The organism is Bradyrhizobium sp. 134 (assembly GCF_023074155.1).
Taxonomy (GTDB): domain Bacteria; phylum Pseudomonadota; class Alphaproteobacteria; order Rhizobiales; family Xanthobacteraceae; genus Bradyrhizobium.
The window spans coordinates 340,956-354,432 of the sequence record NZ_JADPKX010000086.1 but is presented as its reverse complement, the minus strand read 5'-3'; the positions used below and the strand labels follow the sequence as shown (position 1 = coordinate 354,432).

Here is a 13,477-nt window from a genome sequence, read left to right as displayed (position 1 = left end):
CCCCGTCATTGCGAGCGGAGCGAAGCAATCCAGAATCCCTCCGCGGAACCAGCCTGGATTGCTTCGTCGCAAGGGCTCCTCGCAATGACGGCGGAGAGAGTTCCGCTCGCAATGACGGCGGAGAGACCTTAGCCCCTCACGGGCAGCGTCACCACGTCATAGCCGTGCTTGATCGTGCGCTTCAGCACCGGGTCTTCCAGCTCGAAATCGAAACGGTCGGCGGGGCGGATACCGCCTTTCGCCGCAAACGTGCCGCCGAACATGGCGCAGCCGTCGGGAAATTTCCCTCTCTCGAAGCCACGCGCGATCAGGTCGGCGACCGGCAGCATCGCATCGAGCGTGCCCTCCTGATAGAGCACGCGCTCGCCCTTGATCGTGGCCCAGGAGCGCAGGATCATCCTGTCCCAGTGGCCGATGACGTCCTCGAGCTCCCACAGCGTGGATGCGATCGGCTTGTCGCACATCTGCTTGGACACCGTGACGTTATAGGCCTCGACCTTGCGGTCGGTGTGGTCGGAACCGCAGCCGACGAAAATGCGACCCTGCCAGCCGATCAGCACGAACTCGACCTCGCCAGAGGAATCGCCGCCGGTGCACTCGATGCTGTCTTCCATCGTCAGCCGTCGTGCCGAGGCGCGATAGTAGATCGGCGTCGAGGCCGGCGGGGCGATACCCATCTCCTGCAGCTCGGCAATGTGCTTGTCGCGCGCGACCGGATCGCGGCCGGTCCAGCCGGCGATGACCATCTGGTCGATCGCCAGCGTCAGCGGCGTGGTGGTGTCCTGGGCGTCAACGGTGAAAGTCAGGTCAAACACGAATTACGGCCTCCATGCCGGCAGCAAGCTCGAAGATACGGCGGTCCGATCCGCCCGCGCCCGCCAGCATCAGGCCGACCGGAATCTCGCCCTCGCGATGCGCAGGCAGCGAGATGGCGCAGCCGTCGATCATGTTGATCAGGGTGCAGTTGCGGAGCGCCCGCAGGTTTTCTCTTGTGAACGCCTTGTCGTCGGCAAGGTCCGAAATTTTCGGCGGCGTGTTGGCGGTGGTCGGCAGCACCAGCGCGTCATAGGGCGCGATGCGCGCATTGACGCGGGCGATCAGCGAGCGGCGCTCGTGGAGAAGATCGATGTAGTCCGCCGCGCTCTGCGCCTCGCCACGCATGATGCGCACGGAGACTCTGGGATCGTAGACGTCGCCCTTGGACGTGAGGAGGTAGCGATGCCAGGCATAGCTTTCGGAAGCCGCAAAGCCGCCCTTGGCGTTCATCGGTCCGATGTCGTGGAATTCGGCCATCTCGATGCGCTCGATGATCGCACCATGATCGGCAAGGCTCTTGAGTGCACGCTCGAACGTCGCGGCCACAGCCGCGTCGAGGTCGTCGAGCGCGATCGTGGTCGGGACCGCCAGCTGCATGCCCTTGACGGGCCGGGGCTTCAGCGGGGCGATCGGCTCGTTCGCCAGCACGGCATCGAGAATGGCACAGCAACTGACCGATCGTGCCAGCGGCCCGATGCTGTCGAGCGAGAACGACAGCGGCACAGCCCCGTCGAGCGGCACGCGCCGCTGCGTCGGCTTATAGCCGACGATGCCGTTATAGGCCGCCGGAATCCGGCAGGAGCCGCCGGTGTCGGTGCCGAGCGCGCCATGCGCCATGCCGTCGAGCACGGAAACCGCGGCGCCCGAGGACGACCCGCCGGGCACGTGGCCCTCGGCCCGGTTCCAGACGCCCTTTGGCGTGCCGTAATGCGGATTGATGCCGATGCCGGAATAGGCGAACTCGGTCATGTTGGTGCGCCCGATCACGACGAAGCCGGCCTTGCGCAGCCGCGCCACCGTGGGGGCATCCTGTTCGGCCGGGGAGGAATCGTCGAGCGCGCGGGAGCCGGCGCGCGTCACCTGGCCCTTGATGTCGAAGAGATCCTTGATCGAGACCGGGATACCGGCGTAGCGCGACGGCGCCGCCTTCACCTTGCGCAAACCGTCCATCGCATCGGCCGCCACAAGCGCGGCATCCTTGTCGACATGGATGAAGGCACGCTGCCCCTCGCCGGCCGGATCGGCGATTTTGGCGATGCAAGCCTCGACCAGCTTGCGGGAGGTGGTGCGGCCGCTTTCGAGGTCTTCGGCGAGCTTCGTCACTGTCGGAAAATCGGGCATGTCTGTCTCACGGAATATTTGCGCGCAATGTATAGCGCTGCCTCACTTCGACACAAGCATTGTGCGCATGATGGCATGCATGCGCATTGCTGGACCGTTGACGCGCCATGGTCGATTGTCGCATCAAGATCGCAACAGCCGGGCTCAGCTTGGCCTTGGGAGGACCTGCCGAGATGGCCGAACCGCAGCGCGCGCGACCGAAACCGACGCCCGAGACCCAGCATTTCTGGGACGGTACCAAGGCGGGTGAGTTGCGCCTGCAGCGCTGCGACGCCTGCGCGCATGTCTATTTTCCGCCGCGCCCGTTCTGCCCGTCCTGCGCCTCGCGCAAGGTCAGCATCTTCAAGGCGAGTGGCAAGGGCTTCCTCTACAGCTACGTGATCAACCATCGTCCCGCCGCGCCCGGCTTCACGCCGCCTTACGCGATCGCCGTGGTTGAACTTGCCGAGGGACCGCGGATGATGAGCAACATCATCGACTGCCCGCAGATGCCGGAGGCGCTCGAGCTCGACATGAAGCTCGAGGTCGCCTTCGAGGCGCTCGATGACAAGATCACCCTCCCCGTATTCCGTCCGGCGAAGGGGTAAGCCCATGCGCAGCAATCAGGTTGCCGTCGTCGGCGCGGCCGAGACCACCGAGCTCGGTGTCATTCCCAACGCCTCGCAGCTCCAGCTTCACGCGGATGCGGCGCTCAATGCCATTGCCGATGCCGGCCTGAAGCTGTCGGACATCGACGGCTTCGCCACCGCCGTCGAGACACCGCAGCAGGTCTGCCACTATCTCGGCATCAAGCCGACCTGGGTGGACGGTACCTCGGTCGGCGGCTGCTCCTTCATGCTGCACGTCCGCCATGCCGCCGCGGCGATCGAGGCCGGCCTCTGCAAGACCGTGCTGATCACCCATGCCGAGAGCGGCAAGTCGATGATCGGCAAGGCGCCGCGCTCGATCCCCGCCGACAGCCTGCAAGGCCAGTTCGAGGCGCCATTCGGCGTCTACGGCCCGCCCAGCATGTTCCCGATCCCCGTGCTGCGCTTCATGAAGACCTATGGCATCACGCACGAGCAGCTCGCCTCGGTCGCGGTGGTGCAGCGGGAATGGGCGGCGAAGAATCCGCGCGCGATGATGAAGGATCCGATCACGGTCGCAGACGTCCTCAACTCGCGCATGATCGCCTATCCGTTCCGCCTGCTGCAATGCTGCCTCGTCACCGACGGCGGCGGCGCGCTGATCCTGACCTCGGCCGACCGCGCCAAGGATTTTCCGCGCAAGCCGGTCTACATCATGGGCACCGGCGAGAGCGTGGAGACGCCGATGGTCAGCCAGATGGAAACGTTCAACTCCTCGCGCGCGTTCAAGACCGCGGGACCGCTGGCGTTCAGGGAGGCCGGCATCGCGCACAAGGACGTCGATCATCTCATGATCTACGACGCCTTCGCGCATCTGCCGCTGTTCGGCCTCGGCGATCTCGGCTTCATGCCGCACGAGGAGACCGGCAAGTTCATCGCGGACGGCAACACGCGCCCGGGCGGCAAGCTGCCGCTCAACACCAATGGCGGCGGATTGAGCTACATGCATTCGGGCATGTACGGCATGTACGCGCTCCAGGAGAGCGTCCGCCAGATGCGCGGCATTGCGCCGGCGCAGGTCGCCAACGCGAAGATTTCGGTGTGCCACGGCGTCGGCGGCATGTTCGCCGCGTCGGGCACGATCGTGTTTACGAACGAGAGGTAATCCACATGAGCAAATCACTGCAAGACAAGGTCATCATCGTTACCGGCGCAGGCCGCGGCATCGGGCGGGAGATCGCGCTGCTTTGCGCTGGTGAAGGCGCCAAGGTCGTCGTCAACGATCCCGGCGTCGCCGCTGACGGCGCCGGCACCAGCGCCGCGCCCGCCGAGGAGGTGGTCGAGGAGATCAAGAAGCGCGGCGGCACCGCTGTCGCCAATTTCGAGTCGGTGGCCGAAGCCATCCCCGCCAGCAAGATCGTGAAGACCGCGACCGATCATTTCGGCCGGCTCGACGGCGTGGTCAACAATGCCGGCATCCTGCGCGACATGATCTTCCACAAGATGAGCGTGGAAGCGTTCGAGGCCGTCATCAAGGTGCATTTGATGGGCTCGTTCTACGTCAGCCACGCCGCGGCGCGGATCTTCCGCGAGCAGGAGAGCGGCTCCTTCGTCCACTTCACCTCGACCTCGGGCCTGATCGGCAACTTTGGACAAGCCAATTACGCCGCCGCCAAGCTCGGCATCGTTGGCTTGTCGAAGTCGATTGCGCTCGACATGGGCCGCTTCAACGTCCGTTCCAACTGCGTCTCGCCGTTCGCCTGGACCCGCATGATCGGCACCATCCCGACCGAGACCGAAGCCGAGAAGGCACGGGTCGAGAAGATCAAGCAGATGGGACCGGAGAAGATCGCGCCGGTTTGCGCCTATCTGCTCTCCGACGCCGCCAAGGATGTCTCCGGGCAGATCTTCGGCGCGCGCATGAACGAGCTGTTCCTGTTCAGCCAGAACCGCCCGCTGCGCTCGGTGCACCGGAGCGAAGGTTGGACGCCGCAATCGATCGCGGAACACGGCATGCCCGCGCTGAAGGGATCGTTCTACAAGCTCGACCGCTCCGCCGATATCTTCCCGTGGGATCCCGTGTAAGCGAATTCCACCTTTGCTGCATTGCGATCTCCGGTTGTCCAGCCGGGGATCGCCCGCTTTACGCCCGATTGCAGGCGGACAGTTTTCTCCCAAACAAAAAAATGGGAGGCGACTATGACAAACCCACTGACCATCTCCACCGACGTCAATGAGCCTGTTCTCGCGCGCCGCACCCTGCTGAAGGGCGCGGCAGCAGTCGCGGCGACGGGCGTCACCATGACCGCAGCCCTGGGGGCGTCGGTAACGCCCTTGGGCCAAACGGGTGCACCGACAAGATCGACCGCGCCATTACCGTTGGGACCACTGCCGGGCAGCCGTTATCCGGACGCCCATTTGGAATCCGCCAAGAAGGGGCCGCCATCGTTTGGGCCCCCCGGCTTTCCCGCCTTTGCCGGCACCATGGCCGTCGAGCGAGTCGCAACGGGCTTCCGCTGGGCCGAGGGGCCAGTATATTTCGCGGCCGGGCGATACCTGCTGTTCAGCGACATTCCGAATAATCGCATCATGCGCTTCTCGGAGGACGACGGCCACGTCAGTGTCTATCGCCAGCCCTCGATGAACTCGAACGGCAACACGATTGATCGCGAAGGACGCCTGATCACGTGCGAGCACAGCGGTCGGCGCGTGACGCGCACCGAACTCGACGGCTCGATCACCATCATCGCCGACAAGTTCAATGGCAAGCGACTGAACTCGCCCAACGATGCGGTCGTGACGGCCGATGGCGCAATCTGGTTCACCGATCCCGCCTACGGCATCGGCGGTTTCTACGAAGGAATCAAGGCCGAGCCCGAGCAGGAGAAGAAGAACGTCTACCGGGTCGATCCGAAGTCTGGAGAGGTCAAGGTCGTCGTCGACGACTTTGTCGAGCCGAACGGGCTTGCCATCTCGCCGGACGAGAAGAAGCTCTACATCTGCGACACCGGTTTCACCGACGGGCCGGACAATCCATCCCATATCCGCGTGTTCGATCTCGACGTCGCCGGGGCAAAGGTGTCGAACAGCAAGGTGTTCGCAGAGATGCCGAAACCGAGCATCACCGATGGCGTCCGCTGTGACGCCGAAGGACGCGTCTGGTGCTCGGTGGGCTGGGGGGACGCAAACGAAGACGGCGTACGCTGCTACACGCCCTCCGGCGAGTTGCTGGGCAAGATTCATATTCCGGAAACCGTCGCTAATTTGTGCTTCGGCGGTCAGCAGCGAAATAGGCTCTATATTTGTGGCTCGACATCGCTCTATGCCGTCTACACCAGTGTGCAGGGCGCGATGAAGCCGTGAGCGATTAATAGAGAAGCGAGTAGCGAACCGTACGGTTCGCTACTCGCTTCTCAACCCGTATTCCTCAGTCCCGCCGAGATCCCGTTGATCGTCAGCTGAATCCCGCGCAGCACCTGCTCGTCCGGGTTCTGCGCGCGATGTTCTTTCAGCAGCTCGACCTGCACGTGGTTGAGCGGGTCGAGATAGGGGAAGCGGTGACGCACCGAGCGCTCCAGCAGCGGATTGCCTTGCAGCAGGCGGTCCTGACCCATGATGTCGAGCAGCGTCTCGATGCAGGAATGCCATTCGCGGCGGATGCGGCCGAAGATTTTTTCACGCAGAGCTTCGTCGGGCACGAGTTCGGCATAGCGCGAGGCGATCGCGATCGAGCTTTTCGCCAGCACCATGTCCATGTTCGACAGCAGCATGCGGAAGAACGGCCATTCCTTGTAGAGCTCCTTGAGGAACGGCATGCCCTTGTCGGGATGCTCCGCGATCCATTGCTCGACGGCGCTGCCAAAGCCGTACCAACCGGGCAGCATCAGGCGGCATTGCGCCCAGGAGAACACCCAGGGGATGGCGCGAAGGTCCTCGATCGCGCGAGTCTTCTTGCGCGAGGCCGGACGGCTGCCGATGTTGAGCGTCGCGATCTCGTTGATGACGGTGGACGCCCAGAAATAATCGACGAAGCCGTCGGTCTCGTAGACGAGGCCGCGATAGGCCTTGAAGGCGAGACTTGAAAGCTCGTCCATCGCGGTCAGATATTCGCGCCGCGGCGCGCTCTGGCGCGGATGCAACAGGCTCGCCTCCAGAGTCGCGGCGGCAAGTATCTCCAGATTGTTGCGGCCAACTTCGGCGTTGGAGTATTTCGACGAGATGATCTCGCCCTGCTCGGTGATGCGGATCTGGCCGTTCACCGCGCCGCCGGGCTGGGCGATGATGGCATCGTAGCTCGGGCCGCCGCCACGGCCGACCGAACCGCCGCGGCCATGGAACAGGCGCAGGCGCACGCCGTGGCGCTCGAACACGTCGACGAGGCCGATCTCGGCCTTGTAGAGCTCCCAGCCCGAAGTGACGAAGCCGCCGTCCTTGTTCGAGTCGGAATAGCCCAGCATGACCTCCTGCACGCTGCCGCGGCTGTCGACCAGCCGGCGGTAATCATGCAGCGACAGCATGCGGTCCATGATGGCGCTGGAAGCCTGCAGATCCTCGATGGTTTCGAACAGCGGCACGATGTTGATGGCGCTGCGCCCGGAGGGATGAACGAGGCCGACCTCCTTGAGCAGCACCGCGACCTCGAGCATGTCGGACATGCCCTTGCACATCGAGATGATGCATTGAGGGATGGCATCCGAGCCGAACTTCGCATGCGCCTCCGCGGCCGCATGGAAGACGTTGAGCTCGCCCATGGTCTCGTCGCTGTACTTGACGAACGGCGACACCAGCGAACGCGTCGAGCGCAGCTCGTTGGTGAGCAGCGAGATGCGGGCGTCCTCGCCGAGCGCGAGGTACGACATGCCGGGATTGGCGGCATCCATCAGCTCGGCAATAGTGCGCTCGTGCACCGCCGAGTTCTGGCGGATGTCGAGCCGGGCCAGATGGAAGCCGAAGCAGTCCACCGCACGGCGCAGCAGCCGCAGCCGGCCGCGGGCGATCACGCCGGCGTTGTTGGAGATCAGCGAGCGGTGCAGCACGTCGAGATCGGCCTTGAACTCCCCGACGCTGTCATATGGCGCACCCTTGCCGACCGGCCGGCGCGTGATCTCGACCTGAAGCATTTCGGCCGTTGCGGTCAGGCGCGCATAGATGCCAGAGACCGCGAGGCGATAGGGCTCGCCGCTCCGGTGCGGCGAGGTATCGGGCGAGCGCTCCGCCAGCGTGCGCAACTCCTCGGAGACGTCGGCGAGATGAGCCGCGATCGACAGCTCGGAGCCGAGCACGTGCAGCTCATTGAGATAGAACTGCATCACCCGGCTCGACTGCAGCCGCAGCGTGCCGCGCATCACGTCGGCGGTGACGAAGGGATTGCCGTCGCGGTCGCCGCCGATCCAGCTGCCCATGCGCAGGAACGAGGCGAGCTCGCCGGTCGCCTGCTCGCCGCCCTCCTCCAGCCGGTCCTCCAGCGTGTTGACCAGCCGCGGCACCTCGCGCAGAAACGTGTAATCGTAGAACGACAAGCCGTTGGCGACCTCGTCGAGCACGGTGAGCTTGGTCCGGCGCAGCAGATTGGTCTGCCACAGCGTCAGCACCTCGCGGCGGAGCTGCTCGTCGCTGGCGTCAGCCTCGTCCGCGGTCAGCGCGACCCGCTCGCGGCGGTCGAGCAGGGCTGCGACCTCCATCTCGCGGTCCATCGTGCTCTTGCGGCGCACCTCGGTCGGATGCGCGGTCAGCACCGGGCTGACCAGCGCGCTCTTGAAGAAGTTGCGCAGGGCATCGGCACCGATGCCCGCAGCCCTCGCATGGGCGAGCGTCTCGGCCAGCACGCCGGAGCCGCCACCCTTGTTGGCGCGCATCTGGCGGATGTTGTTCTGGTCCTCGGCGATGTTGGCGAGGTGGGAGAAATAGCTGAAGGCGCGGACGATCCGTACCGTCTCGGAGGTCGACATGCTGTCGAGGATCTGCTCGAGCTCGCGGCGGGCGAGCCGGTCCTCGTCGCGGTGGAATCGGATCGAGGTCTGCCGGATGCGCTCGACCAGATCGAACAATTCAGGCCCCTCCTGGTCGCGCACGGTGTCGCCGAGGATGCGTCCGAGCAGGCGGATATCGTCCCGCAGCCGCGCATCTGCCTCCAGCGCCAGGACATCCTCGGGGCGGTTGGGGCGTTGGTCGGCGGTGTCGGACGATATGGTCTGGAGGGACATGGCTCGCTCCCCTTGTCGAGCTCGCTTGACTGCCCGGCTCAGCCGAGTGTGCAAGTTTTTTGCCGCAGCGCAAGATGAAGTTGGGGGCGGCGCGGTAACATCACCGATCATGGGTGGGAATGCGCCTTGCTGACGGGCGCAGACATACATTCGCGGTCTCGCGGCGGGGGGCGCCCGAGTTTGCTGTCCGTTTCGCCCTCGTCGAGAAAAAAGGGCGCAGGGAAGGCCGGGCGCCGGCTGGCACCCAGGGTCCGCACGCGAAAAACGCACGCGGGGGTGACCACAGGTGATGCCGGAACATCCGGCCTTCCCTGCGCAATGGTTTTACGGCTTATGGCGCGCTCTCCCCGGGGAGCGATGCACTATTGCTCCCGTCGCCTCGCGGATGATCGACGCGCGCACCCGGTCGGGCCGCACATCACCGCAAGCCTTGACGCACAGACCCCGGGCGTCAGGACCACACGCTTTTGCCGTCCGCGGACGTCCCTCCCCGGACATCCGGAAGCTTGCGCGTGCTCGCTCCCGAAGCCGAAAAGAAACGCTGTGACCGCGCCGGGTCGTTCGCGCGGATCGCGATGGCTCACAGGCGTAGCCCGCCCCGCCACCTCGTCACGCGCCGGCGCTGCCGCGTCCATCGCATCCCGGCTCACGTATCGTGACGATCGCGAAACGCCCTTTTAGCGGGCCGGAATGTCCTGCGGTTTACCCGAAGCCGTGAATTCGGTCAATCAGAATATTTGTCGGTGCCACTCCTTGACCTGCATGTAGCGTGTTTTGGCGTCGGAAGACCGTGGGCGTAGTAGTCACCATGGGAGCCGAATGTTTCTTCAGCCGACCTCTGCAGGTTCGAATGCCAACCAGAGAGCTTCAACTTCGTGACTCTGTCGTGCAGCCGGTCGAAAGAGCCGTATCTCGATCGGGATTACGGACTTGGCATCGCCGGCCGCGACCAGCGAACCCGCCTTGATGTCGTCTTCAGCCAACGTTCGCGGAAGCCAGGCGACACCGTCTCCGGACCTGACCATCGATAGCAGCGTCGCGGCGAGATGCGACGTGAAGATCTTCTTCAGGTGTCTTTTCGCTAACTGACTTGCAACGATACGGCCCAGCCCAGACTGCGGGCTGTAGGCCAAGTAGGGGATGGTCTCGTCGCTCTGCAGCGACCACCGCGGCTTCCGGCCGGTGCCCGCTGCGCTGAGCGGAAGTAGCGTGTCGGTCCCTACGACAATGCTCTTGAATTGCCTGGTATCGAGCCGGCTGCCCATGCTGCGGTGGTAGTGGCACAACAAGAACGACACGTCGCCCCGGAGCATCATCCGCTCGCACGCCAGCATGCTGTCGGAAACCAGATTAAGATTGCCTAAGGCGAGGATCTTCTCGCTGCTCCGGACCCACTTCGGAAAGAACGTGAACGACAATACATGCGTCGCCGCGATCGACAGCGGTCCCACGCCCCGGCCGGCCACTTCGAGGGTCTCGCGGCGCAGTTGGTGAAGCGCTCTGGTCAGGATCTCTGCCTGGCCGTGGAAATGCTCGCCGGCGGGCGTGAGCGTCACGCTGTGCGTCGTGCGAACGAATAGCGGCGCCCCCACCCAGTCCTCCAATGCCCGGATACGCCGGCTGAAGGCCGGCTGGGTGACGTGACGGGCTTCGGCCGCCTTGGAGAAGCTCAAGGTCTCGGAGAGAGCCAGATAGTCCTCAAACCAGATCAGCTCCATCGGTAATGCCAAATCGGCATAACTATTCTCGGCAACAGCATTAGCCTTCTCCCCGCCTGAAGCCTACGGATCACTGCAGGCTATACAACACCGCAGCAGGACGGAAGTCGTTCCGGACATCGGAGCGGCCCTTTCCAAACAGCTATAGAGGCCGATCCACGGCCCGGCACAGCGCGGCCATCAGGGGAGAAAACATTGAGAAAAGCGTCATCATTCGGACTTTTGAGCGAACTGTATGTGCAGGTCCTCCTTGCCATCCTGCTCGGCGGTTTGGTGGGCTATCTCTGGCCTCAGGTCGGGACGAGCCTTCAGCCGCTCGCCGACGGCTTCATCAAACTGATCAAGATGCTGCTATCGCCGATCATCTTCGGTACGGTCGTCGTCGGCATAGCCAAGATGAGCGACATCAAGGAAGTCGGCCGGATCGGTGTCAAGTCGCTGATCTACTTCGAGGTCGTCTCGACACTGGCCTTGGTGATCGGCCTGGTCGTCGTCAACGTGATCAAGCCAGGCGTTGGCATGAACATCGACGCCAGCCACATCGATGCGGGATCGATCTCGGCCTACGTAAAGGCCGCTGACGGCAACCACGGTTTCGTGCAGTTCCTACTCGACATCATCCCGACCACGATCGTGGAGGCCTTCGCCAAGGGAATGATGCTGCAGGTCATCCTGATTTCGGTGCTGATCGGCATCGCCATGGTTCAACTCGGCGATTACGGCAAGCCGCTGGTGAACGTGATCGACATCCTGCTGCACGCCCTGTTCCGGATCGTGGCCATGGTGATGCGCCTCGCCCCGCTAGGAGCCGGGGCGGGGGTCGCGTTCACGATCGGGAAGTACGGGATCGCGACGCTCTGGTCGCTCGGCTATCTGATGCTCGGTGTCTACGTCACCACCATTCTCTTCGTCGTCGTGGTGCTCGGCGGCATCGCGACGTGGGCCGGTTTTTCGCTGCCGCAGTTCTTCCGTTACTTCAAGGACGAGATCCTCATCGTCCTGGGCACCTGCTCGACCGAAGCGGTGATGCCGCAGATGCTGGTCAAACTCGAACGGCTCGGTTGCGACAAGACCGTCGTCGGCATGGTGCTGCCCACCGGCTACACGTTCAATGCCGACGGAACGTCGATCTACCTTTCCATGGCCGCCATCTTCGTAGCCCAGGCGACGAACACCGATCTTTCCTTCGGCGACCAGATTGTCCTGCTGGGCGTGCTTCTCCTGACGTCGAAGGGATCCGCTGGCGTCGCTGGCGCCGGATTCGTGACGCTCGCCGCGACCCTCTCTTCGATCCACACCGTTCCCGTAGCCGGGCTCGTTCTACTGCTCGGCGTCGATCGCTTCATGAACGAAGCCCGCGCCGTGACCAACCTGATCGGCAACGGGATCGCGACGATCGCGATTGCCAAGTGGGACGGCGCCTTTGACCAGAAGCAGGCAGCGGAGACCATGCGCCTTCATGGCAAGCAGCCCATCACAGGCGAATACGAACTTCCCGAGACAACCCACTAACCCGAGTCAGCAACTCAAAACGGAGAATGCCGATGCGTATCGTAGATGTCGTCGAGGCGACCAAGCCAATCTCGTCACCGATCCGGAATGCCTACATCGATTTCTCGAAGATGACGTCCAGCCTCGTCGCCGTCGTAACCGACGTCGTCCGCGACGGGCGGCGAGTGATCGGCTACGGCTTCAATTCCAACGGTCGCTACGGTCAGGGCGGACTGATCCGGGAGCGCTTTCGCGACCGCATTCTCGAAGCCGAACCCGTCAGCCTGCTGAACGACGACGGTACCAATCTCGATCCGCATCGCATCTGGGCGAAGATGATGTCGAACGAGAAGCCCGGCGGTCATGGCGAGCGTTCCGTGGCCGTCGGAACGCTCGATATGGCAATCTGGGATGCGACCGCAAAAATCGCCGGCAAGCCACTTTTCCGCCTGCTGGCCGAAATGAAGGGCAAGGAGGCCAACCCCCGGGTCTTCGTCTACGCTGCCGGCGGCTACTACTATCCCGGCAAGGACAACTCCGCATTGCAGGCAGAAATGCGCGGCTATCTAGACCGCGGCTACAACGTCGTGAAGATGAAGATCGGTGGCGCGTCGATCGACGAGGACCGCGGCCGCATCGAGGCCGTGCTCAAGGAAATCGGGTCGCAGGCCAAGCTCGCCGTCGATGCCAACGGCCGCTTCGATCTCGAGACCGGCATCGCCTATGCCAAAATGCTGCGCCAGTACCCGCTGTTCTGGTATGAGGAGATTGGCGATCCGCTCGACTACGCCCTCCAGGCCGCCGTCGCCGAATTCTATCCCGCTCCGATGGCCACGGGCGAGAATCTGTTTTCGCATCAAGACGCTCGCAACCTGCTCCGCTACGGCGGCATGCGCCCGGACCGCGACTGGCTGCAGTTCGACTGTGCCCTGTCATACGGTCTCGTCGAATATCTCCGGACCCTGGACGTCCTAGCCCAACACGGTTGGTCGCCGTCGCGCTGCATCCCGCACGGTGGTCACCAGATGTCGTTGAACATCGCCGCCGGTCTAGGGCTCGGCGGCAACGAGAGCTACCCGGACCTCTTCCAGCCCTACGGTGGATTCCCGGATTCGGTCCGGGTTCAGGACGGTCACATCGTCATGCCGGACATTCCGGGCATCGGCTTCGAGGGCAAGTCGGATCTCATCAAGATCATGCGCGAACTGGCGGAATAGGCCGGCTGCAAAGAGTTGCTCCGGATTGGTTGCGGCGCCCTTGCCGCCCATCGTCTTGGGAAGCGCCAGCGGAAGCTCGATAATCCCGTCCTCGCTACGGATGCTGCCGCTTCGCCCGCCCATCG

At 63.8% G+C, this 13,477-nt stretch carries 10 protein-coding genes and 1 pseudogene; 6 read left to right on the top strand and 5 right to left on the bottom strand.

Features of this window, described 5'->3' with window-relative positions:
• Positions 1-128: 128 nt before the first annotated feature.
• Together IVA75_RS36520 and IVA75_RS36515 are read right to left on the bottom strand one after the other, a co-directional pair.
• Positions 129-815 (bottom strand): DUF2848 domain-containing protein, encoded by a 687-nt coding sequence (locus IVA75_RS36520; RefSeq protein WP_247288655.1) that lies wholly within the window; start codon positions 813-815, stop codon positions 129-131.
• Positions 808-2,157, bottom strand: a complete 1,350-nt coding sequence (locus tag IVA75_RS36515) for an amidase (RefSeq protein WP_247288653.1) — start codon at positions 2,155-2,157, stop codon at positions 808-810. Before IVA75_RS36515 ends, IVA75_RS36520 begins: the two co-directional genes overlap by 8 nt.
• A 173-nt stretch (positions 2,158-2,330) precedes the next feature.
• On the opposite strand from IVA75_RS36515, the gene IVA75_RS36510 reads away from it, so the two are divergent.
• The 4 genes from IVA75_RS36510 (at position 2,331) to IVA75_RS36495 (ending at position 6,086) form a co-directional block, all read left to right on the top strand.
• Complete coding sequence (locus tag IVA75_RS36510; protein ID WP_247288652.1) at positions 2,331-2,744, top strand: OB-fold domain-containing protein; 414 nt, start codon at positions 2,331-2,333, stop codon at positions 2,742-2,744.
• 4 nt (positions 2,745-2,748) lie between these two features.
• Positions 2,749-3,888, top strand: coding sequence for a thiolase (locus tag IVA75_RS36505; protein WP_247288651.1), 1,140 nt, complete (start codon positions 2,749-2,751; stop codon positions 3,886-3,888).
• A gap of 5 nt (positions 3,889-3,893) precedes the next feature.
• Positions 3,894-4,808: an SDR family oxidoreductase gene (locus tag IVA75_RS36500; protein ID WP_247288650.1), complete on the top strand. Its 915-nt coding sequence runs from the start codon at positions 3,894-3,896 to the stop codon at positions 4,806-4,808.
• 114 nt (positions 4,809-4,922) lie between these two features.
• Entirely contained in the window at positions 4,923-6,086 is a 1,164-nt protein-coding gene (locus IVA75_RS36495) for an SMP-30/gluconolactonase/LRE family protein (protein WP_247288649.1), read from the top strand.
• Positions 6,087-6,136: 50 nt separating this feature from the next.
• On the opposite strand, the gene ppc is transcribed toward IVA75_RS36495, so the two are convergent.
• Complete coding sequence (ppc, locus tag IVA75_RS36490) at positions 6,137-8,926, bottom strand: phosphoenolpyruvate carboxylase (protein ID WP_247288648.1); 2,790 nt, start codon at positions 8,924-8,926, stop codon at positions 6,137-6,139.
• Between the two features lie 827 nt (positions 8,927-9,753).
• A complete protein-coding gene (locus tag IVA75_RS36485; RefSeq protein ID WP_247288647.1) occupies positions 9,754-10,644 on the bottom strand; it encodes a LysR family transcriptional regulator in 891 nt (296 codons plus the stop codon).
• A gap of 195 nt (positions 10,645-10,839) precedes the next feature.
• Between IVA75_RS36485 and dctA the strand changes: the two genes are divergently transcribed.
• Together dctA and IVA75_RS36475 are read left to right on the top strand one after the other, a co-directional pair.
• The gene (gene dctA / locus IVA75_RS36480; RefSeq protein WP_247288646.1) at positions 10,840-12,156 is read left to right on the top strand and encodes a C4-dicarboxylate transporter DctA; all 1,317 of its coding nucleotides are present in this window, start codon (positions 10,840-10,842) and stop codon (positions 12,154-12,156) included.
• 32 nt (positions 12,157-12,188) lie between these two features.
• Complete coding sequence (locus IVA75_RS36475) at positions 12,189-13,352, top strand: mandelate racemase/muconate lactonizing enzyme family protein (protein WP_275992101.1); 1,164 nt, start codon at positions 12,189-12,191, stop codon at positions 13,350-13,352.
• On the opposite strand, the pseudogene IVA75_RS40415 reads toward IVA75_RS36475, so the two are convergent.
• Positions 13,353-13,475: pseudogene (locus tag IVA75_RS40415) on the bottom strand (Ohr subfamily peroxiredoxin); the annotation flags it as partial. It lies immediately after the preceding gene.
• Positions 13,476-13,477: the final 2 nt, after the last annotated feature.